Annotated in this window: 16 protein-coding genes; 9 read left to right on the top strand and 7 right to left on the bottom strand. The window is 69.9% G+C overall.

Annotation, left to right across the window (positions count from 1 at the left end):
- A complete protein-coding gene (locus OG293_RS03320; RefSeq protein ID WP_405997238.1) occupies positions 1–1,110 on the bottom strand; it encodes a glycosyltransferase in 1,110 nt (369 codons plus the stop codon).
- A gap of 1,471 nt (positions 1,111–2,581) precedes the next feature.
- On the opposite strand from OG293_RS03320, the gene OG293_RS03315 reads away from it, so the two are divergent.
- Entirely contained in the window at positions 2,582–2,944 is a 363-nt protein-coding gene (locus tag OG293_RS03315; RefSeq protein WP_405997237.1) for a hypothetical protein, read from the top strand.
- An 89-nt stretch (positions 2,945–3,033) separates the two neighbouring features.
- Here the strand turns inward: OG293_RS03315 and OG293_RS03310 are convergent, their stop codons facing one another.
- Genes OG293_RS03310 through OG293_RS03285 form a run of 6 tightly spaced genes read right to left on the bottom strand, consistent with a single transcriptional unit; the run spans position 3,034 to position 11,718 of the window.
- The gene (locus OG293_RS03310) at positions 3,034–3,720 is read right to left on the bottom strand and encodes a formyltransferase family protein (RefSeq protein WP_405997236.1); all 687 of its coding nucleotides are present in this window, start codon (positions 3,718–3,720) and stop codon (positions 3,034–3,036) included.
- A complete protein-coding gene (locus tag OG293_RS03305) occupies positions 3,717–6,842 on the bottom strand; it encodes an amino acid adenylation domain-containing protein (RefSeq protein WP_405997235.1) in 3,126 nt (1,041 codons plus the stop codon). Before OG293_RS03305 ends, OG293_RS03310 begins: the two co-directional genes overlap by 4 nt.
- Positions 6,843–6,844: 2 nt before the next feature.
- Positions 6,845–7,879, bottom strand: coding sequence for an NAD-dependent epimerase/dehydratase family protein (locus OG293_RS03300; RefSeq protein ID WP_405997234.1), 1,035 nt, complete (start codon positions 7,877–7,879; stop codon positions 6,845–6,847).
- Entirely contained in the window at positions 7,876–9,831 is a 1,956-nt protein-coding gene (locus OG293_RS03295; RefSeq protein ID WP_405997233.1) for a fatty acid CoA ligase family protein, read from the bottom strand. The genes OG293_RS03300 and OG293_RS03295 overlap by 4 nt, the downstream gene beginning before the upstream one ends.
- Positions 9,828–10,787: a hypothetical protein gene (locus OG293_RS03290; protein WP_405997232.1), complete on the bottom strand. Its 960-nt coding sequence runs from the start codon at positions 10,785–10,787 to the stop codon at positions 9,828–9,830. The genes OG293_RS03295 and OG293_RS03290 overlap by 4 nt, the downstream gene beginning before the upstream one ends.
- 1 nt (position 10,788) lies before the next feature.
- On the bottom strand, positions 10,789–11,718 hold the full coding sequence (locus OG293_RS03285) for a 3-oxoacyl-ACP synthase III family protein (RefSeq protein WP_405997231.1): 930 nt from the start codon (positions 11,716–11,718) through the stop codon (positions 10,789–10,791).
- A gap of 1,387 nt (positions 11,719–13,105) precedes the next feature.
- Here OG293_RS03285 and OG293_RS03280 point away from each other — a divergent pair.
- The 8 genes from OG293_RS03280 (at position 13,106) to OG293_RS03245 (ending at position 22,585) form a co-directional block, all read left to right on the top strand.
- Positions 13,106–13,834: a Crp/Fnr family transcriptional regulator gene (locus OG293_RS03280; protein ID WP_405997230.1), complete on the top strand. Its 729-nt coding sequence runs from the start codon at positions 13,106–13,108 to the stop codon at positions 13,832–13,834.
- A gap of 151 nt (positions 13,835–13,985) precedes the next feature.
- Entirely contained in the window at positions 13,986–15,338 is a 1,353-nt protein-coding gene (locus tag OG293_RS03275) for a hypothetical protein (RefSeq protein WP_405997229.1), read from the top strand.
- A gap of 668 nt (positions 15,339–16,006) precedes the next feature.
- Positions 16,007–16,798: a vWA domain-containing protein gene (locus tag OG293_RS03270; protein ID WP_405997228.1), complete on the top strand. Its 792-nt coding sequence runs from the start codon at positions 16,007–16,009 to the stop codon at positions 16,796–16,798.
- Positions 16,795–17,664, top strand: a complete 870-nt coding sequence (locus OG293_RS03265) for a protein phosphatase 2C domain-containing protein (RefSeq protein ID WP_405997227.1) — start codon at positions 16,795–16,797, stop codon at positions 17,662–17,664. The genes OG293_RS03270 and OG293_RS03265 overlap by 4 nt, the downstream gene beginning before the upstream one ends.
- Positions 17,661–18,719 carry a hypothetical protein gene (locus tag OG293_RS03260; RefSeq protein ID WP_405997226.1) on the top strand — a complete coding sequence of 353 codons (1,059 nt, stop codon included), beginning with the start codon at positions 17,661–17,663 and terminating at the stop codon, positions 18,717–18,719. Before OG293_RS03265 ends, OG293_RS03260 begins: the two co-directional genes overlap by 4 nt.
- A 23-nt stretch (positions 18,720–18,742) precedes the next feature.
- Positions 18,743–19,417 (top strand): 4Fe-4S single cluster domain-containing protein, encoded by a 675-nt coding sequence (locus OG293_RS03255; RefSeq protein WP_405997225.1) that lies wholly within the window; start codon positions 18,743–18,745, stop codon positions 19,415–19,417.
- Entirely contained in the window at positions 19,407–20,639 is a 1,233-nt protein-coding gene (locus OG293_RS03250) for a hypothetical protein (RefSeq protein ID WP_405997224.1), read from the top strand. Before OG293_RS03255 ends, OG293_RS03250 begins: the two co-directional genes overlap by 11 nt.
- On the top strand, positions 20,636–22,585 hold the full coding sequence (locus tag OG293_RS03245) for an AAA family ATPase (protein WP_405997223.1): 1,950 nt from the start codon (positions 20,636–20,638) through the stop codon (positions 22,583–22,585). Before OG293_RS03250 ends, OG293_RS03245 begins: the two co-directional genes overlap by 4 nt.
- Positions 22,586–22,607 lie beyond the last annotated feature (22 nt).

Here is a 22,607-nt window from a genome sequence, read left to right as displayed (position 1 = left end):
TCAGTCTCGCTGCGGGGGCCCGACCGGCAGCGCGTCGACCGCCTGGTCGCCCGTGGCCGGCTCGGGAATCGGGGAGAGGCGCTGCACGGCGAACTCCCGGTTGGTGACGGTCTGCGTGCGATAGGGCTCGGGCAGGTCGGGCATCGCGAGGAGCCGGTCGCAGGCCGCGAGGGAACCGGTGAAGTCGCCCACCCAATACGCGGTGATCGAGAACTCGAACAGCAGTCCCCATCGGTACACCCACGGCTGGATGAACAGCAGGTCGTCCGGCGGCTTCCGGTCCAGCCCGGCGCGGACGATCGCGTGAGCGGAGTGATGGCGCCTCATCCGGCGCAGCCGCGCGGCCAGCTCGTAGCAGGCTTCGAGCCGCTCCGGACGCGAATCCCAGGCACGAGAGAAGGCATCCATGGCCCCCGGCCAGTCGTCGGAGTCGGCCTTGAGGACGCCCACCTGGAGCAGCGCGTAGTACACCTCCTCGACCCAACCGCCCATCTGCGCACGGCGCTCGTACAGGGCGATCGCCTCGTCGGTCTTCTTCATGTCGCGCATGGTCTGCGCCAGATAGAAGACTGTGCGGGTGTTGGCGGGGTCGCGCTGGTGTTCGGCGCTGAGCAGTCGTGCGTCACGTTCGAATTTGTCGTGGCGTGAGCCTCCGTCGGCGAAGTCCTCGATGACGAGCGCGTCGACGTTCTCCTGGCCGTGGTTCTGGTCGGCCGTCAGGTACTCGTGGGTCACGCCTTCATAGCGCCAGGGGAGGTGGCCCCGGACCAGTCGTTTGATGCGGTACTCCGTCGTCCCTTCGTGCCGAAGCATGTAGGAGTCGGCGGTCAGCTCGGGCAGTGGGCCTTCCTGTCGGAGCACCAGGTCGGCGTCGAGGAGGAGCAGATAGTCGGCCTTGTCGCGGGCATGCCTGATGTTCAGGCTCCGGTTGTGGCCGAAGTTGACCCAGGGCTCCTCGTGGAGTTCGCCCGGGATGCCCTGGAGGGTCGAGCGGATCAGCTGCTGGGTTCCGTCGGTCGAGCCGGTGTCGGAGATGACCCAGGTGTCGATCAGGTCGTGGACGGAGGCGAGGCATCGTTCGATGACGTTGGCCTCGTTCTTGACGATCATGCACAAGCAGATGGACGGCTTCACGGCAACACCAACCTCCTGGCGAGTCGGTCCGGGCGACCTTATGCAGGGGCACGAACGCCCAAGTGACGGCACGCCGAGGGCCGATGCCGGATTCGCTGCCGCGTACGCATCCATTGCGGCATGCCTTGTACGCCAATCCGTTAATAGGACTGCAGGAGTCTCAAGGCGTTGCGGATGCGATCCGATGAGCCCTAGGGAAGCTCGAACTTGCTTCCGGAGTAACACTCGATCCGGTTCGACAAGGAGCAAATGTATGAGTCCTGAACACAGGACAAGGTCCACCCTTGGCCCGCTTCCCAGACGCAGTGCCTGGCTGACCGGCGGCGCCATCGCGTCGCTCGCCCTTGTGCTCACGGGTGTCGCGAATCCCGCGATTGCCGTGTCGCAGCGTGCCACGACGACCGCCGACGTCGCCCTGGCAGGCCCGATGGGCGGCGACGACGACTGTGTGATCAAGCCTCCGCACCACGAGGACGGTCCGCCGCCGCACCACGAGGACGGTCCGCCGCCGCACGAGGAGAACGGTCCGCCTCCGCGCGGCGCCGAAGGCCCCGAGGAGGCCCAAGGCCCCGAGCAGGCCCAAGGCCCCGAGCAGGCCCAAGGCCCCGAGCAGGACGGGAACATGGGGCTGCCGCCGAACTTCATGGACGGCCAGCTGCTGCAGTACACGCAAGGCGCCGAGCAGTACATGCCGGGGCAGCACCCGCTCACGCGGAACGGTCACGACAAGTGCAAGGGACCCACCGGTCCTACGGGACCGACGGGTCCCACTGGTCCGACCGGTGACACGGGTCCTGCCGGTGACACGGGTCCGACGGGTGACACTGGGCCTGCTGGTGTGACTGGTGACACGGGTCCGACGGGTGACACTGGGCCTGCTGGTGTGACTGGTGACACGGGTCCGACGGGTGACACTGGGCCTGCTGGTGTGACTGGTGACACGGGTCCGACGGGTGACACTGGGCCTGCTGGTGTGACTGGTGACACGGGTCCGACGGGTGACACTGGGCCTGCTGGTGTGACTGGTGACACGGGTCCGACGGGTGACACGGGTCCTGCTGGTGTGACTGGTGACACGGGTCCGACGGGTGACACGGGTCCTGCTGGTGTGACTGGTGACACGGGTCCGACGGGTGACACGGGTCCTGCTGGTGTGACTGGTGACACGGGTCCGACGGGTGACACGGGTCCTGCTGGTGTGACTGGTGACACGGGTCCGACGGGTGACACGGGTCCTGCTGGTCCGACGGGTGACACCGGTCCTGCCGGTACCGGTGACACGGGTCCGACGGGTGACACCGGGCCTGCTGGTCCGACGGGTGACACCGGTCCTGCCGGTACCGGTGACACGGGTCCGACGGGTGACACCGGTCCTGCCGGTGCGACGGGTGACACCGGTGCCACGGGCGCTACCGGAGCGTGCGCCCAGATCGACAGCTACATTCCCGTGGTCACCGAGGAGTTCAGCGCGGTGCTCACCAACGGCATCGCCTACGCCGGCCGAGCGGCCACCGCGGGCGGGACGATCACCTGGACAGACCTGAGCAACGGCGACAATCCGGGCTATCCCTCCAACGTCTGTGGGATCACCATCTCGAGTCTGGGCGCCAACGCGTGGGTCAGAGTGGTGACCACGGCCGGGACCGTGTTCCAGACGCATGGTGACGTCGGGGGCACGAGCTTCGTCTGGGACGAAGGCTGGACGGCACAGACCACTCCTGTCCCCGGGTCCCTCAGGGCCAAGGGCTTCAAGGGTGACCTGGCCTTCAGCGGTACTCCCAACCGCATCCCGCCCGGTCTGAGGCGCTGACCGAGCAGGATTGAATGACGACGTGTGCTGTGCCCACGCTTGATCCGGGCACAGCACACGTTCGTCTTTGCGGGCACACGCCCCTCACGTCATCGCAGCGCCGCGGCCAGCTCCGGGAGGTAGCCGGCCAGAAAACCCAGATCGGTGGCGCGCGGGTAGTCCGGGTCACCGCGGTGCCGAGCCAGGTCCGCCAGCGCCCTGCGGCCGAAGTAGCTGCCGCCGCCGCTGACGCCGTCAGGCAGGGTGGACTCCCCGGTCCAGGCAGGGTCGGCCGCCACCAAAGGCACGCAGCGCTCGAACAGCCGGTGGCAGACATCCAGTCCGCGGCGCAGCACCACGTGGTACGGCTCGTCCACGCCGATCGGATACGAGTCGGCGGCCAGTGTGGGACCGGTGTCGATGCCCTCGTCCACCTCGTGGAGCGTCGCGGCGAACTCCCGCTCACCCCGCAGCATCGCGTACACGAGGGCCACCTCCGGCATCCCCCGGTAGGCGGGCAGCGGGCCGTGGTGGATGTTGAGGATGCGGAGCCCGGCGGACAGCACCGGCGCGCGGAAGATCATCCGGTTGTTGAGTGACCAGACCACACCGTCCGTGCCGGCGGCTACCAGCTCGTCGGCGACGGAATTGACGTCCGTGACGGCGCGAAAGGGAACGTCCGGCCGAGCGGCGGGTCCGGACGGGGCGGGGCCGCAGACCAGGTCCACCGGCAGGTCGCTGTCGAGCGTGTGCTGTACGGCGCGCCAGAGCAGCGAGCCTTCCCCGACGAAGATCATGACGTGCTCCTCAGCGCTTCGAGGGCATCGACGACCCGGCCGAGCGTCAGATTCTCGCTGAGAGAGCCGAGCCGGTCCAGGAACTGCTGCTCCGAGGCTCGCCCCAGCACTTCCTCGCCGAGCGCGGTGAGCATCTCCAGGACGGCGAGTGAATCGCCACCCAGCGTGTGGAACTCGGACGAGGGATCGAGGTCCGCCGTCTCGCAGTGCAGAATGCGGGCCCAGATCCCGGCCGTCACCGCCGAGATGTCGGGCCCCGGACCAGGGGCGCCCGCGGCCGACGCGACCGCCGTCCCCGGGGTGTCGGCCTCGTCGCCGAACGGATTCGGCAGCGCGTTGCGATCCGTCTTTCCACTCGCCGTCTCCGGCAGGCACGAAACCGCACGCACCACCGAAGGCACCAGGTGCGACGGCAGCGACCGCTCCAGCTCCGCTCGTACGGCTGCCTCGTCGAACGCGGTCGAACTCTCCGCGGGAACCACGAATGCGCACAACGCCTGCGTGTCGGAGTCGGGCCTCAGGCGGGCGACCACGGCGGCCTGTCCGATGCCGGGCAGACCGGTGAGCGCCGCCTCGACCTCGCCCGGCTCCACCCGGTGGCCCCGGATCTTCACCTGGGAGTCGATGCGGCCCGCGTACTCCAGCTGTCCGTCGGGCAGACGGAACACCAGGTCGCCGGTTCGGTAGGCGCGTCGCCCGTCCTTCAGATACACAAAACGCTCGGCCGTGAGGTCGGGGCGTCCGAGGTAGCCACGGGCCACCTGTACACCGGTCACATGAAGCTCGCCCGGCTCACCGTCCGGGACTTCGTTCTGCCGCTCGTCCAGTACGGCCACGGAAGTGCGGTGCACCGGTACGCCGATCGGTGTGGAGGTGCGCCCGCTGTCGCTGTCGACCACGGCCACGGTGCAGGCCACCGTCGCCTCGGTGGGGCCGTAGATGTTGACGAACAGACAGTCGGGTCCGAAGGACGCGCGTGTCCGGCGGCCGGTGGCCGCCGTGAGGTTCTCCCCGCCGGACTGGAGTGCCCGGATGCCCTGGGGATGGATGCCGAGACGTGCGGCGAGGTCGAGGTGGGTCGGAGTGAGCCCAAGGGTGTTGGCCTGTCGGCCGGAGAACATCTCGCGCAGCTTGAGATGGTCGAGCTCGCCGGGGACCGGTACGACCGCGCCGCCGTGCAGCAGCGGAGGAAAGATCTGTGTGATCGAGAGGTCGAAACCGGGGGAGTAGGAGTAAGCGGCCCGGGTGTCCTCGTCGCACCGCATGAAGGGGGATATCCAGCCCACGACGTTGGTGAGGCTGCGGTGCTCGATCTGGACGCCCTTGGGCCTGCCGGTGGAGCCCGAGGTGTAGATGACGTACGCCAGGTCGTCCGGGCCAGGAGCCGCCGCCATCAGTGCCGCCCGGTCCTGAACGCCGCCCCGCGCGCCATCGCCCGCGAGGTCCTCCAGGAGGATCGTCGTGCAGTCTCCTCCCTCCGCCTTGGCGGACGAGGTGACCTCCGCGAGACAGAAGCGGGCCCGGGCGTCGTGCAGCAGTTCATCGACCCGGCGCGCCGGATTGCGTACGTCGACGGGAAGGAAGGCCGCGCCCGCCTTGAGGACGCCCCAGACTCCGGCCAGACCGAGTGCCGAACGGTCCGCGAGGACGCCCACGATCTCGCCGCGCCCGACTCCTCGGTCGAGCAGTTCGGCGGCGACGGCGTCGGAGCGGCGGTCCAGATCCGCGTACGACCATTCCGGCTTGTCGCCGAGCACAGCGGGTGCGTCCGGGCGCCGGGCCGCCTGTGCCCGGAACAGCTGCACCACCGTGGTGTCCAGCGAAGAGAGCCCGCCGGGGCCGGGTGCCAGCAGCAGTTCGGCCGCGCCGGTCTCACGCGGCGGTGTCATGGCCGGGGCGGAGGGCGCCGGTGGCGCGGTGTCCAGCGCGGACTCGATGCGGTCGAGCAGCGCGTCGCAGCGTGCGCCGACATCCGCCGACCCGCGCGCGGAGACCACCAGTTCGGTGTGCTCGGGCAGTTCGAGCAGCGCGATGCTGACCGGCACCAGGGGCGCATGGACAGGCAGGGCGTAGACGGTTGTCGCGGTGAAGTTCCGCGTGCTGAAGTCCGACGGGTCGAGCCGGCCCGCGTTCGACACGATGGCCGACGCCAGATAGCGGTTCCGCGCGGTGGTGGCGGTGCGTGAGGCGCCGACCAGCGCGGCGGCCGCACGCAGCGGCAGCCGGGCCAGGGCAGCTTCCGTGCCGGACGCCAGTTCCTGACGGGAGGCCAGCGCATGGAGCAGGCGCCGGTGAACCGCGTCCGGGCCATGGCCGGCCGCGATGTCGAGGAACACCGGCAGTGCCAGGTTGGCCGTCGACGACACGCCGGGGGCGTGACGCCGCAGGTCCACCGGGACCATGATCCGGGCCGCGGACCCCGTGACCGCTCCGGCGACCGCGGCGGCCACCTTCGCGGCCAGCGCCGGGTGCCGGCCAGCGACCGTACGCCGTCGCCACACCGATTCGTTCCCCGGGCGCCCGCCCAGTGGCGAGCGCCGGTCGAGACCGAGGCGTGGCCGTTGCCCGGTCCGGCCCACCGCGTCCAGCAGTTGATGGTCGGCCAGCAGGTCGCGGGCGCCGTGCAGCGGCTCGCCGCGCAGCGCGCGGAACACCTCGGCCGCCCACATCGATGCGCCCTTGAGATCCATCACGGCGTGGGAGGCCCGGAAGACCACGGTGCCCGGTTCGCCGGTGAGCAGTACCACTTCGCAGCCCGGGCTGCTCTCCGACTCGGCGAGCGGTCCGGTGAGTTCCGGCAGACCGGTGAGCGTCGTACGCTCGAAACTCCGTCCGTCGGCGACCACGACGCGGGCCGGTCGTCCGCTGTCGACCCACATCCTGCCGCGGCGTACCAGCCGCGAGCCCGGGCAGGCCGCCGAGGCTTCGGCCACCGCTCGGCTCAGCGCCGGCGCGTCGATCGGGCCGGTGCCCTCGACCACCAGCTGGAGCACCAGCAGCTCACCGAGCCGCGTGGCGGCGAGATACGACCACTCGGTCGCTGAGACGGGCCTGTGGAAGGTGCTCCTGCCGCGAGGACCGGAACCGGTGCCGCCGCTGCCGACGGCGTGTTGCGCGGTCATGACTAGTGCACCTTCCTGATGAACTCGTTGACGCCGCCGATGCTGTCGATCCAGGACTCCAGCTCGGCCATGCCGGTTTCGTGGTCCACCAGGGGCGCGGCGAGGTCCTTGCGGGCCGCCGATGTGTCGTACGTCGCCGAACGGGTCAGCAGGGCCAACGTGTACCGGGACAATGGAGGCGAGGAGTTCTTGGCCAGCGGCGGCAGCTTCCAGACCATGTCCGCCGTGAAGGCGAGCGCACGCAGCACACCGTGGGAGACCTGCCTGGTAGGCGGCTTGCCCCCGAACCGCTCCGCGAGGAGTGCCAGCATGCTCCAGACCTCCACCGGCTCCTCGTCGGCGATGAAGTACGCCCGGCCGCCGACACCGTCGGCGCGCGCCGCCCGCACACACGCATCGGCGGCGTTGGTGCAGTGGCACAGCGAGGCGTACACCCGCCTGCCGCCGGAGAGATCGGGCAGGCTGCCCGCCATCATCTTCGCGATCAGCCGCGGCATGAAACCGGAGTGGTCGCGCGGTCCCCACACGGCCCGAGGGCGCAGTGCGACGGTGGTGAAGTCCGCACGCTCCCCGGCGAGGACCAGACGCTCCGCGGCGGCCTTGGTCTCCGAGTAGAGATTGAGATGGCGTGCGGGGTAGGGCTCGCTCTCGTCGATGTCGATCTGGTCACCGCCCCGTACGCCCATCAGCGCGCTGGGGCTGCTGATGAACACGAAACGCCGTGCCCCCGCTTCCCGGGCCGCCGTCATCAGGCGCTCGGTGCCCGCGACGTTCTCGTCCTGGAACTGTGCCCTGGTACCCCGGTCGGTGACCCGGGCCGCGCTGTGGTGCACGACATCGATGCCGTCCGTCGCACGGCGCACCGAGGCTTCGTCACGCAGATCTCCGTACGCGAACTCGACGCCGGGAACCGTGCGCAGATAGGTGAGGTCGCTTTCCCTGCGCACAAGGACCCGGACCTCGTCACCGGCGCGTACGCAGGCGTCGACGATATGGCTTCCCAGGAACCCGGAAGCGCCTGTCACGAGCGCCTTCACGCGGCAACACCCTTCGGTTCGCGACTGTGCCGACGCCACCACGTCGCTCCGAACAGCATCGTGAGCGCGGCGGTCGCCCCTGGCCGGCGCCCCGTGGCCAGCTCGTACTCCGCGCGCAGGGCGGCCGGTATCTGGCCCGCGTGGACGACGACGCTCAAGAAGGCGTCGACCCACCACAGGGCGGTGAGCGCCACATGGTCCCAAGGCAGCAGCGGCCATGCCGCCAGGTAGGCCCACCCGAGCAGCGGTACGGCGCGCAGCGCGCAGGTGGCGGCGCTCGGCCGGCGGCTTCCGGTGAGCCGGTCCTCGGCCCAGCCGGCCAGCAGCTCGCGGCGGATCTTGGCGTTGTGGCGGATGTCGACGGGGAGCGCCGGGTGCGGCAGGAAGTCCTCGATCGCCTTGGTCACCGGATTGTCGGCGCCCGCCTCGCGTAATTCGCTCTCGATGAGAGGCCACTGCCCGAGGTCGGTGCCCGGGGCGAGCTCGACACAGAGCACGGGACGCTGCTCGCCGTGCGGGCCGAAACCGACCAGCGCGGTGCGTTTCACCAGGGGGTGGCTGTTGAAGATGCCTTCGCAACGCACCGTGTGCAGATCGCCGCTCGCGGTGCGGACGCGGTGGCTCTTGCGTCCGCAGAACCAGATGCGTCCCTTGCCGTCGATCCATCCGACGTCGCCGGTGCGGTGCCAACGACGCTCGCCGTCCTGGATCTTGTGCTCCTCGTCGGCCCGCGGGGACTGGAAGTAACGCGGGCTGACCGCCGGGCCGCTGACCACGATCTCACCCAGTTCGCCCGCGGGCACCGCCAGTTCGGGCGTCCAGTGGGGGACAGGGCCGTCGCTGATACCGATGGTGGCCACCGAGGTGCCGGGCGCGGGACGGCCCACACAGACACCCAGGCCGTCAGCCGGGCCGTCGGCGGGTCCGGCCATGGCCTCCCTGCTCTCGACGAGTGCGATCGGCAGGGCCTCGGTCGAACCGTAGGTGCTGAACACCCGTGCCTCGTCGGGCAGTACGGCGCGCAGCGCGCTCATCAGCCGAGGGCTCACCGGAGCGCCGCCGGAGACAATCATCCGCAGCGACGTCACCGGGGTACCCGTCTGGGCCAGATGGGCCGACAGCGGGCCGAGCAGCGCCGGGGAGGCGAACATGGCGTTCACACCGAAGCGTTGGACGGCATCCGTGATCAGAGCCGGGTCTGCCGAGCCCACCCGGCCCATGTTCATCTTCGGCACCACCACCGTACGGCCCGCCGCCAGGTCGAACACACCCATCAGCGGCAGGGTGACCAGGGTGCTGGTCATGTCGGCGGTGAAGTGTCCTTCCTCGACGCCGTGCGCCATGCCCAGCAGCATGCCGACCGTGATCTCGACCGGCTTGGCCGGACCGGTACTGCCGGTGGTGTAGCCGATCAGCGCGAGGTCGTCGGGCCCGGACTCCAGCGCAGGCAGTGGTGGCCTGCCCGCCCCGAGGGCGGTCAGTTCCGCGAGTCCGTTGCCCTTGCCACCGCCCACCTTGATCACGCTCTGCACCCCGGCGAAGGCACGCGGGCGCAGTCGCCTCAGGAGGTGTGCGGCCGGTACGCCGATGAAGGCCTGGACCCCCACGCGGCGGATGCAGTCCAGCATGCGGCCCAGACCCATGCCGGGATCGACCACCACGGGAACCGCGCCGACGTGCAGCAGCGCGAAGACCAGGGTGAGCAGGTCGGCGCCGGGAGTCACAAGCAGCGCGGTGCGGGTACCGCGCCCGATGCCGTGCTCCTGGAGACCGGCGGCGCACGCGGCGACGTCGGCGGCGAACTCGGCGTAGCCGACCGAGGTGTAGCCGGGCCGTCCGGCCGTGTCCTTTCGGCCGTCCGGATGGATCACGGCTGCCTTGTCGGGCGTACGGGCCGCGTGGCGGGCGAGCAGCTCCGCCAGGAACGCCTCCTGACGTACCTCGCTCGTCATGCCGTGCCTCGCAGCCCGGCTCCCTCGGTGTCGGCGCTCAATCGGTACAGCGAGGCCGCGGAACCGAGCCCCGCGCCGACGGCGAGGAAGAGAATCCGGTCGTGGCCCGCGAGCCTGCCCGCGTCCTGTGCCTGCCGGAAGCCGTAGGCGAGCGCCGAGGTATGCGGGTCGCCGGTGAGACCTTCGACGGTGACGGCGGCGTCGGACGCCAGGCCGAGCCGCTTGGCCAGACGCGACGCGAAGTCGGGCGACGGCTGCGAGGTGACCAGCAGCGTACGGTCGAGGGCCGTCTGCGAGCCGGCGGCGTCCGTGCCGTACTCGGCGGCCAGGCAGCCCTGGACCGAGTCGACGGCCAGATCGAGCATCCGCTGAAGTACGCCCGGTTCGCGCTCGACGGTGATGGTGTTCCGGGCCTCTGCGCCTGCCTCGGTCAGTGGCACATATCCGCTGACACCGTGCCCGCCCGGGAGCGACCGGTGGTGCACCCGGCCGAAGCCGCGTGCGTCGTCGGTGCGTTCCAGCAGCAGGGCCGCGCCCGTGGCGGCGTACGGGAACTCGGCGGTGCCCGCCTTGGCCGGGTCCATCGAGGGGTGTGTGTCGGCCGAGACCACCAACACCCGGCGGGCGCTGCCGGCCGCGAGCAGCGCACCCCCGGCCTGGACGGCATTGAGCACGCCACAGGCGCCGTTCATCAGGTCGAACGAGAACGCGGCCCGCCGGTCGGCGTCGTGCAGGTAGTCCAGATTGATGCCGATGCGCTTCTGGATGAGCGCTGCGACGGACGGCTCGGAGATGTTGGAGTCGCGGTAGACACCGACGTTGATCAGAACGTCGACGTCCGCGGGTGTGAGCCCGGCCTGTTGGAGGCATGCGCTGCCTGCCGAAGCCGCGTACCCGATGGAACTGCCGGTGTCGTCGGCCGGACTGAGTGCGGTTGAGGCGATGACGGTAGCCATGTCATACCTCCAGGGAGGAGACGGTCGCGGACAGGAAACCGGTCACCACACCCGAGGCGGCGGGCACCAGGAGGATCTTCGATCCCTTGGGTATCCGGCGCTCCGCGAGGGCCTGGTGCAGTACCAGATAGTGCGAGGTGGTCGCGGTGTTGGAGAACTTCTCGACGACCGACAGCGACGGCGGCATCGGTGCCTGGAAAATGCTTTCGCCGACCTTGTTCATGAAGTCGACGAATCGGCTGCCGACCTGGTGCTGGACGATGAAGTCGTAGCCCTCGTCGGCGAATTGACGACCGTCGTCGGCCAGCTTGTCGCGGTGGAAGGTCGGCCACAGCGCGAGACGTTCCTCGGCGTGCATCACCTTGTTGTTCGTGTACATGGCCAGATCGCCGGTCTCGTCGCTGGGCATGCCGAGGCACAGATGCGAGTACTCGGAGCAGGTCATCAGCTCGACGTCATGGATGACATCCGCGTCGTCGGTGGCGCGATCCACGACCACGGCGACGGCCGAGTCGCCGACGGACAGGGACGCGAACTGGGGGTCCCGGCTGTCTTCCATCTCACGCGCGGCAGTGAAGGCGATCGGGGTGATGTGCTCCCCGCTGAGCACGAGGCCGTTGCGTACCTCGCCGGACCTGATCATCCGGTCCAGCAGATAGACGCCGGTCATCATGCCCGCGCAGGCGTTGGAGACATCGAAGTGAATGGCGTTGGCCGCGCCGATCTCCTGGGCGATGCGATGGGCGAACGACGGCTCGAAGTGATGGCGTCTGCCGTCAGTGGTGCGGCTGATCGAGCAGGAGATCACGATGTCGATCTCGTCGGGAGCGTAGTGCGAACGGTCCAGGCACTCGCGGGCCGCCGAGACTGCCATCGTGAGGCAGTCCTCGGGGACGTCGGCGGTATCGTCCGCCACACGTCGTTCGGCCATTCCCGTGATTTTGAAGAGGTCGAATTCCGGTGCCTTCTCCATGCGATCGAGGAGTTCCGGAGTAGTCATGACCGTCGGAGGCAGATACACCCCGATGGACTCTAAGCGACTGTTGTACACAAACCTCTCCTGATGGTTATTCGTTCACACGGCGCGCCGACACCGCGAATGTTGAGGGGACGTCAGACAGCTTCCGCCCGAGTCGTGTTCATTTCGGTGAAGCCCTCGATAGATTCTGGTTTCACCGCCGAGCCGCCTGGTCCCGCGTCGCGGGATCCCGGGCGTCGGATGCGCTGTCCGTTGACGTTAGCGCACTGCTCAGGGGGTCTCACGCTGAGAGCCTGTGATGATCACCACTCGTTGCTCATGGAGAGTTGCCATACGTAATGGCCAAAAACTGGCGGACGAGTGTGTCGGGAGTGTGTCGGGACCGAGACGTCGCCGACGTCGTCTCAAAAAGCGGAAGGGCAGGGATTGCGGCCCGTCGAGGAAGAATCGCAGGGGAGCTGCAATGTAAGGCTCGCTGTGCCCGGCAGGCGTGGGAGCCGGAAGCGAATTCGGAACTCCTGGTTGTTCGCGATCGGGTGCGACGATTCTGGCCGAATGGCGATCACTCCATTGTCCACGCGGGACTGGAGCACGCCGACGGCGGACGCGACGGGACGTCCCGGCGGTCCGAACCACCGGCCGGACCGCTGGTGGTTCGGCTGGCTGAAGCCGGTCAGCGGGTCAGCGGGTACGTGACGTTGACGCCGTTCCAGGCTGCTCCACAGGCGATGCGAGCCGGTAGGTGGCCGTGCGCGGGAAACCGGCGCTGGTGCGGAATGTGGTGCGCGGGGCCGTGGTACCCATGGCAGCGTGGTCCATCGAGGTTGTTTGCCGTTGCCGTTGCCGTCGGTGAGCGGAGACACGTCGAGTGGGGACGCATGGCGCGAAGTGGGGGAGTCGTGTCACAGGACAATGGGGGGCGCAGCCGCCGGAAGCGGGGAAGGCGGGATCGACGTCGAGGTGCTGGCCACACCGCTGCTCACCGAGCAGCGTGGCGTCGATCCCGCGCCGCTGCTCGCCGAGTCGGCACATCGACGGGGACCGTTCGGCCGGTTGTCGGCGGACCGCCTGGCGGAGGCTACGGGGACCCGGTCGCCGATTGACGCCGGTCCGGGCCCCCGCGCTGTCCCCCGGACGGCCAGAGTGCGGCAGCCGCCGTGTCACCTCCCAGCAGCAGTGCGGAATCCCGGCGACGACTTGGACGACGCGGCGACCGGCCGGCCGAGGACCCATCCTCATGCTCCAACTTGGTTGAAAGGAAAGGGACATGCGATGTCAGGCGGATACGCTGTCATACATCGCAGATAGCGCAGAAGATCATGATGTATGGGTAGGTGTCATGATGCCGCCGAGATACGCGGAGGGTCCGGGATCCGCTGACCGCTGGCCGAGTGGCACACTCCTGGCCGATCTGACCGCCTCGCCCGAGGCTGCCAAGACTCTGCTGTCCCTGGGCACGGAACGCTCCTACGACGCAGGTGAACACCTGCTCATCCAGGGAATGCGGGAGACCTCCGTCCTGCTGCTGCTCGGCGGCGTCACCAAGGTCACCGCGACCATGGAGGAAGGCGACACCGCGCTGCTCGCGATCCGGCTCGGCGGGGACCTGGTCGGGGAGTTCGCGGCTTTCGACAACCGGCCCAGGTCGGCAACGGTCACCGCCGCCGGACATGTCGGCGCCCGGCGGATCGGCCAGCGGGACTTCCTCGACTTCCTTGACGGCCATGCCGCCGCCGCGCTCGCCGTCAGCCGGATGCTGGTGCGCAAGAACCGGTGGTCGGTCCGGCGCCGGGGCGACTTCAGCGGCTGTCCGGTGGCGACCCGGGTCGCCCGGGTCCTCGTCGACCTCATGGAGGACTACGGCGAGCCACGGCGCGACGGCGTGGTGATAGGGCCACGGCTCACCCAGGCGGAGCTCGCCGGACTGGTCGGCGCCAAGGAACGCCGGGTTCACCACGTCCTGGGGGAACTCGGGGGACAGGCGGTGATCCGGGTCGGCTACGGCCGGACGACCGTCCTGTCACCCGACGGGCTGCGCCGGGCCGCCCGGCTGGAGTCCGACATCTGACGGCACGTCATCGAGCATCGCTGGTAGGGAATCGAGGGGGAGTGAACGGATGCGGGACGACGGCATGGCGCGTAGGGTGACGGGCTTCGGCGACGGGGCTCCTTCGCCGGACTCAGTCCGGGGCGGCGGACGTCTTGGTACCCCACCGCGGGTGGAAACACCGGTCGTCGGTCGTGGCGGCGCCCCGGCCCAGGGCGATGTGCTCGCCACCCCGGACCTCCTCGCCGTCGACGGCGAGGTATCCAGAGGAGGGCCGTCCGTCCGGGAGCGGATCGGCGGTGCCTTTCTCGGCCGTCCGCTCGTGTACGGCCTCCGGGACACAGACCTTGAGCGGACGCCTGGCGAACCGGGCCGCGCGGTCCTGGTCTGCTTCCCGTTCGACCTGGAGGAACTGCCCGGCGGACGACGCTACGAAGAGGTCACCCTCACCGTCCAACTGCCTGACGGTATGCATGCGTTGAGTCTCGAACCGGCCGCCGGCGCGGTCGCCGCCGACGGGAGCGAGATCGCGGTCTTCGGGCTCGGCAGGCCCCGGCTCCGATGGACCTTCCGGGCCGTCGGGCGCGGCGGCGCGCTCCGCCCCGACGGACGCTGGGCCCAGGCGGTGGTGCGGATGCCGGCGACCGCGGACGCCGTGTCCGGCCGGCTGAGCCTGAGCACGACAATCGTGCAGCCCGTACTCGGAGGGGCCCTGCGGCGCAGGTCGGCGCAGACCCCTTACGACACGGCGTTCCGTATCGCGGCTGAGGAGGCATGGCCGACGGCCGCCTCGCTCGCGCAGCACAGAGCACTTCCCGGCGCCTGGGCTCTGACCGGGTACGAGGACGACCTGCCGGACGTGAAGGCCGAAGGGCCCGAGTCGGAGGAGGAGAAGCTGCCTCCGGGGCTGCGACGGCTCTGTCTCGCCGTCGACATCGAGAAGTACAGCGCGCGTGACAACGCCGACATGGTCCGGCTGCAGCGTGTGTTGCTGCGCACCCTGCGCGGGGCCTGCGCGCGGGCGGGCGTCGCCTGGGAACGCTGCGGCCGACAGGCGCAGGGCGACGGCTATCTGCTCGTCCTGGAACCTGGCGCCGACGAGACGAGAGTGGTCCCCCACTTTCTGGACGGGCTGACCGAAGGCCTGGCGGCGGCCAACGACCACGCCGAGGACACGAACTCCGCCGGGGAGAGCGCACGTTCGGGACGTCCGCACGCGGTCCGCATGCGGGCCAGTCTGCACCAGGGCATTGTGCACGAGGCGGACAGTGGATACGCGGGCTCCGCCGTGGTCAGCCTCTTTCGCGTGCTCGACTCCGCCCCCGTACGCCGTGTGCTTCACGAGTCCCCCGATTCCCACCTCGTGGTCGCCTTTTCGGATCCGCTCTACACAGACCTTGTCGGCACCGGTTACGCGGGGCTGTCGGCCGAGGGCTTCGAGAGGGCGGAGATCGAGATCGCCGCCAAGAACTTCACCGGCGTGGCCTGGATCCGCGCGATGCGCCCGGCGGCAGCCGGACAATGACCGGCGCTCCGGCGCGCTCCGGCAGCCGCTGCCCCTGCCTTCGCCCCTGCCCTCGCCCCGGGCTCGGCGCCGTGGCCCGGAGGCAGGGCCACGGCGCCGATACCGCCGTGCCCCAAGCCGCCGAGGCGGTGTGCCGCTTGCTCCGGCCGGGTCAGGACGGCCGGAGCATCACTCCGGATTTCGTTCGCAAAACGGTCCACACTGGAGGGAATTCCTCTCCAACTTTCCGCAGTAAAACGGGATTAGAGGGTGCGTCAGGTAGGTAGCATGAATTTCCCACTGTCGGCGGACATACCGTCGGAACTCGGGGGAGGTGGGATGCGACTTCCTGACGGCATGCTCGGCCGGGGCCTGCGCTTCATTTCATGGTCCGTGTTCGTCGCGGCACTGGCGGCCCTCGCAGCCGCCGCCGTGGTGTCACGGAGAGCGCCGCACACGGGAGCTGTGAAGCGTGTCCCCGCCGACCCAGGAGCGGCCGTGGGGACTGTCCATGCCCTCTTGCGGCCACGTGGGCTGGTAGCCGTCGACGGGCTGGTGGAACCGGCTCGCTGGCAGGGGGAGACGGTGCCCCCCGGGCGCGGGGGCATGGTCCGGCTGACCAGACAGTCAGGCGTCGGCACATGGGATGCATGGCCGCTTGAGGGGCCCCGGGAAGGTGGCGCAAACCCATGACCGTCTTCGATGATTTCGACGACTTGTTCGGTGGATCCGCGGACCCGACGGACGACATCGAATGCAACACCGACACCTATCACCGACGGGTCGTCATTCTCCTTATCGATGTCTCCGGGTCGATGCGGTTCGCCGAGAAGGGGACGCGGCCGATCGATGAACTCAACCGGAGCATGCGCGCCTGGCTGCCGGAGATCCGCAAACAGGGAGAAGGCCCCCTCAGGGCTGTCGAATTCGCGGTGGTGACCTTCGGCGGCGACGGCGTCAGGGCCGTGACCTGCGACCCTCACCGCCCTGAGGAGGAACTCGCCCAGGACGGCGGGGCGTTCGTGGCCGCCGCCGACCTGGCCATCGGCGACCTGACCGCCTCCGGGACGACACCCATGGTCGAAGCCCTTGAGTTCGCCCTGCGCCTGGGCGACCGCCGCGTCCAGTACTTGGCCGACAGCCACGGTCTGCAGACCGGACAGGTGCGGCTCATCCTCTTCAGCGACGGTGAACCGAACGACGAACTCCCCGTCGACGCCTGGCGTTCCGTCGCCGATCTGATACGCACGCGCCGTCAGCAGCGGCGCTTGGTGTTCCTTGCCTTCGGCGCTCCGGGTGCCGATGAGGAGATGCTGCGAGCCGTCGCCACGGAGCAGGGCTACGTACCCCTGTCCGACCTGGACTTCACCGAGCTCCTCGATCTGGTGCTCGTGGCGACCTCGGCCGAGGACCCCTACACCGCGGTGTGGGAGCAGGCCCACTGGGAGTCCGCAGAGCCGCAGCCAGAGGGCCGGACATGAGACCGGCACCGTGGCTGGTCTCCGCCGCGTCCGTGATGGGAAGCCGGCACGCCCGGTCCGTCACCGACTGTCAGGACAGTTTCGCCGCCCATCAGGAGGCGGACACTCTGATCCTCGCCTGCGCCGACGGCGGAAGCCGAGCCCGCCTGGCCCGCACCGCGTCGTCGCTCGCCGCCACCCTCGCCGCGGACGAAGCCCGGCGGGCGCTGCCCCCCACCGGCGACCGTCCCGACCCGGCTGCCGAAGCCGCGGAGTGGGGTCGTCGTCTCGACCGGGTCATCCGGGATGTCGTCCGGAGGTTCCGGGCAGCCGCAGCCGCGATGTCCTCGACCCTGTCCGACCGCGACGGGTACCGGATGAACCAATGGGGCACCACGCTCACTCTGGTCATGGTCCACCGTCCCTGGCTCGCGGCGGTCGCCATCGGCGACGGCTTCGTCGTGACCCGGTGCGGGACGTCGCACTTCGATCTGTTCCTGCCTCCGGACGAGTTACCCCGCGGCGGGGCCGGCCGGCCGCCCCGCACGACGAGGGGCGGTGGTGATGCCGACGGGCCGCCTGCCGAACCGGGACGAACCGTGTTCGTCACGTCTCCCGGCGCCACCGGCCGGGCCCGGCGAGTGGTGGCACGACTTCCCGATCTCACCGGGGTGGCGGTGAGCAGCGACGGTCTTCGGGACGTCGGTCTGCTCCACGAGGGTGCCCACGCCGTGCAGCCCTACCACCAGTTCTTCACCCCGCTCTTCGCCCACGCGGTCAAGGCCGGGGAGGACGACACCTACCTCGCACGTTTCCTCGCCGGGGAGCGGATCACCGCGCTGACCGGCGACGACAAGACACTGCTCGTAGCGGTGGAGCGCCCATGAGATCAATTCCGCGAGAGATCGTCCTGGAGGCTGCGGACGGAAGAAGGCGTCGGGCGACACTGGGTGAGCAGGCCGGGCCACCTGGATCGCAGGGCAGTGTCTGGCGCGTCGTCGAATGGCCGAAACTGGTCGTCAAACTGGAGCGCAGACCCGAAGCCGACAGCTTCGCCCGGAAGCTGGAGGTGATGCTCCGCTCTCGGCCGCGGAACCTGACGGCCCGGGACGGCATCGTCAGGGTGGCATGGCCGCTCGGGCGGGTCCGGGCCACCGGCGGGGACCGACTGATCGGCTATGCGCAACCCGCGCTCCTCCAGCCGGAGTTCCGCTCGCTGCACCAGGCGCTCACCGGACGTCGGCCACTGGTGCCGCCGCATGCCACCTGGCGCTGGTATCTGGAACTCGCGCTGGATCTGGCGCGGACCATGAGCGAGATCCATCGCGTCGGCCATGTCGTCGCCGATCTGTCACCGGAGAACCTCTTCGCCACTGCGGGCGCCACCGTCGCGTTCGTGGACGTCGACGGCTGGCAGATCCACGATCCACAGGGCGGTACACCGCTGCCGTCCCCGTTCTCGCGCGACGAGTACACGCCACCGGAGCATCTTGCGGATCCCGCCTCCCGCGGACAACGACAGCCATCCTCGGACCGATGGGCGCTGTCCGTGCTCATCGCGGCGATCCTCCAACTGGGCACCCATCCTTTCGCGGGCATCCCTCCCGGTGCGGCGCCTCCCTTCGACGTACGCGCCAATGTCGAGGCCCGGCGCGCCGTGTTCCTCGGCACACCCATGCGCCCGCCACCCGGCGCGCCCCTGGCGGAGCTGGTGCTGGGCGGTCCGCTCGGGCTGCTGCTCCGCCGGTGCCTCGACGACGGTTACGACCACCCGGAGCTCCGCCCCCGGCCGGAGGAATGGATCGCGGCACTGACCGAAGCCCAGTACGCGATCCGCCGCTGCCCGGCCAAACCCCTGCACGTACACCTCCGAGAGGCCGCCGGCTGCCCGTGGTGCGAGCTGGCGGCCCGCACCGGTCGCGATCCCTTCCCTCTCGACTGAAACTCCTCAGGAAGGCACTTGCCATGATCGGTTCCCACGAAGCCCCGCCGGGCTCCTCCGGGCCCCCGGTGCTCTCCGTCACCCGCATCTCCGAATCGGTCCGGGTACTGGGCCCCGGTCTACGGGCCGTGGTCTGGGTGCAGGGCTGTCCGCTGCGCTGCGCCGGATGTCTGTCCCCCGAGGGTCTGCCCTTCGAAGGCGGTGAGTCCTGGGACGTCGACGCACTGGCGATGCGGCTCAACTCCCTGGGGGCGGAGGTGACGGGGGTGACCTTCTCGGGAGGCGAACCGATGGCACAGGCCCGAGCCCTGGCCGCGCTGGTCGATCGCCTGCGTGCGCAACGGGACTGGTCGGTGATGTCCTACTCCGGTTTCACCCTGGAGCGTCTGGGGCGGGGGGACCCGGACCAGCGGGAGTTCCTGGCCCGGCTGGACATCCTCGTCGACGGTCCCTTTCTGTCCGAGCGCCACCGCCCCCTTCTGTGGCGGGGCTCCGACAACCAGCGCATCCACTGCCTGACCAGCCGACACCAGCTACCCGACCATGACGCAAGCGCCGGAGTGGAAGCCCAGATCGGGCCGGGGAGCGTCCTGTGGAACGGCGTTCCTCCGGTCCCCGGCTTCCGAGAAAACTTCGAGCGTGCCCTTGACCGCGACGGAATCCACCTCACCATCTCCCGGAGGACCGATGTCCGGTAGCCCCAAGTACTCATCCGCCGAACTCGACCGGATCAGGCAGCAGCAGCTGGCCGAGCAGCGCCGTCAGCGCGAGGAGCTGGCACGCGTCAAGCGGCAGCGGGAGCTCGCCCGCAGGGTGCGGACCGAGGGGAGGAAACTGACGGCGCAGCACTCCGCGCTGGCCGCCCGGGTCGCCGCGCAGCGGGCCGGGGCCCTGGCCGCCGACGCGTCCTCGCGACACGTGGAGCTCACGACGGCGCTCACCGCGCTGGCCGACGCCATCGCTTCCGCTTCCGACGACGCGGCCCTGGAAGCCGCGTGGTCCGCCCTGGCCGCCGCCGAGCAGGCTTCCACCGCGCTTGACGTCGCGGTCAGCGCCGCCCTGACACGGCAGGAGCACGCAGCAGCCCTGGCAGCCCTGGAATCCGGGCTCGGGGCAATCGCGGACCGGGCCGAACTCGACCCTCAGGGGGCGCAGGAGGTCGCAGCCACGCTGCGCCGGGCCCGGCAAGAACTCGGCTCTCCCGCTCGCTTCCCGGCCGCCCGGCTACGGGCTGCCGAAGCGGCCGAGGAGCACCTGCGCCGGGCACGCGAGCGGCGCGAGGAACTGGCCCGGGCGCGACGGCAAGCGGAACAGGCGCATCAGGAACTGACCGCCCTCCTGTCGGAGGCCGAGCAGGCGGGCGCCGAACTGGAGGGACTCGACACGGCCGGCACGCTCCTGGGGGCACTGACGGGGGCCGCCGGGAGCGGGAACCTCTTGGAGATGACGCGCCTCACGGGCCTGGCCCGGGACCGGCTCGCGGCCTTCGGCACCGCCTTCGACACCTGGCTGGACGAGTTGGCCTGCGCCGAGATCATCCTTGACGCGGTGCGCCGGGCGCTCCCGGCCGCCGGGCTGCGCCTCGAACCGGACAGCGTGAAATCCGTCGGAACGAGCAGCATGCTGACCGCCCGCCGCGCGTCGGGCGACCGAATCGTGATGGCCGTCGTACCGGACGGACCCGGCGGCGCCCAGCTCGTCTACGAGGCGGAGGGCCACGACTTCGTCACCCGCCTCTCGGCCGAAGGCACCGAGGACAGCCGCTGCGACCTGACAGCGGAAGTCCTGGAGCAGTTCCACGAGGCGCTGGCTCCGGAGGGTGTGCGGGCCGGTGAGCTCGACTGGGCCGGCAAGCCCGAGCGTCCGCCGGCCCGCGAGGCCAAGCAACTGCCCACGAGCCGCTCCAGGGAGCAGCGATGAGTACCCCGTCCGGCGACGGCAGGCGTGCGGGACGGTGGGTGTCGCCCTGGGTGCGGCAGTTCGTCGCCGAGATCGCCCGCAGCCGCCATGTCATCCTGCACGGCAACATCCATGACATGGTCCGGTGGCAGGGCGGTTTCGTACCGCTGAGCACAGCGCTCGGTTCCATCCTCAGCGCCCTCTCCTACGACCTGGTCGGCAGGTACGACCAGGTGGACGGCCTGGTCTTCGACGGTGAGCACGGGCATCGGCGGTTCGCAGAGTTGATCGATGCGCCGACGCCCGAGGCCGACCCGGCGGACCGACCGCCGCAGGAGCAGCCGGCGGATCCGCCCGATGCCGCCGACGACTCCCGTGGCGCTCGCGCCCGAGAGCTGCAACGGCGGATGCGCAGCAATCTCAGGGAGGGAGCAGCCGAGGCGCCTCGCTACCGTCAGCCCAGCGAGGCTCTGGCCGCCGTCCGCCGCGGTCTGGCGCAGGAGTCCCGGCCGGTCGCCTTCATCCTGGACTTCGCCGAGCTGCTGCTCCTGGACCCGGCCCATCACGACCGGCAGGACCGGGACCTGTTGCTGCTCACGAAGAAGATGATGCTGGAATCGGGCCGCGCGGCCGGAGCGCAGGTGCACAATCTGCTGGTCGTCGTGGTGCCGGATCTGGCATCGGTACCGCCCTGGCTGCACCGCGACGAACCCTTCGTACGAGCCGTGGAGGTGCCGCTGCCCTCGTACCGCGAACGGCAGGGGTACCTGGCCACGATCGCGGGCGGCTTCTACGGGCACGGAGGGGCGGGGCAGGAGGAGACGGCCGCGGCGGTGCGGACACTGGCCAATCTGACCGACGGCATGGCACTGGCCGAACTCAACGGACTCGCCCAGACGAGCCGCGTGGAGAAGGTGCCGCTGTCCGAGCCCCGGGAGCTCATCAAGCGCGCGCTCTTCGGACAGCAGGACGACCCCTGGGTACGTCTCGTCGACCGGGTCCCGCATGCCGAGAGACAACTGGGCGAGCGGGTCATCGGCCAGCACACCGCTGTGCGGGCGGTCAGCCGCGCACTGGCCGCGGGCACTCTCAACGTCGACTTCGTGTCCGATCCGTACAGCGTGGAGGCCCGGCCCAAGGGCGTCTTCTTCTTCGCCGGTCCCACCGGCGTCGGCAAGACGGAACTGGCGCGCGCCCTCTCGGAAATGATCTTCGAGGACGAGACGGCGCTCACCCGCTTCGACATGTCGACGTTCGCCATGGAGCACGCGGCCGAGCGCTTCACCGGGGCGCCGCCGGGCTATGTCGGGCACGAGCGTGGCGGTGAACTCACCAACCGGGTCATGAGCAGACCGTTCAGCGTCCTCCTCTTCGACGAGATCGAGAAGAGCCACGAAAGCGTATTCGACAAGTTCCTGCAGATCCTGGAGGACGGTCGGCTGACGGACGGGCTCGGCCGGACGGCGTACTTCTCCCAGTCCTTGATCATCTTCACCTCGAACCTCGGAGCGACACCGCTCTACTCCCTGTTGCAGAAAGGCGAACTCCCCTCGTACGAGGAGGTGTCCGAGCTTTTCCAGCACGAGGTCTCGGAGCACTTCGCCACCACTCTCAAACGGCCCGAACTGCTGGGGCGCATCGGCAACGGCGTACTCGCCTTCGACGTCCTGCGACCGGAGAACATCCCCGCGATCACGGCGAAGTTCCTGAGACAGATCACGGCGTCCGCGGCCCGCGCCGGCATCGACCTGGAGCTCGACCAGGAGTCCATCACCGCGGGGGTGGCCAGGCAGATGCGGAACCCGCGGTCGCTGGCGCTCGGCGGCCGGGAGATCCGCAACATCCTCGACCGTTCGGTCCGGGCCCCGCTCATCGACTGTGTGGTGGCCACCGGCCACCGCACCGGACGCTTCCACGTGGAACTGCCACAGGACCGCTCCGTCGCCGTGGTGAGCCCGCGGTCCTGAACCGGCACATGACGACCGCACT

The sequence above is a fragment of the Streptomyces sp. NBC_00829 genome (assembly GCF_045161795.1).
Taxonomy (GTDB): domain Bacteria; phylum Actinomycetota; class Actinomycetes; order Streptomycetales; family Streptomycetaceae; genus Streptomyces.
Note: the sequence above shows the minus strand (reverse complement) of the source record. Positions and strands in the feature narration are given on the sequence as shown.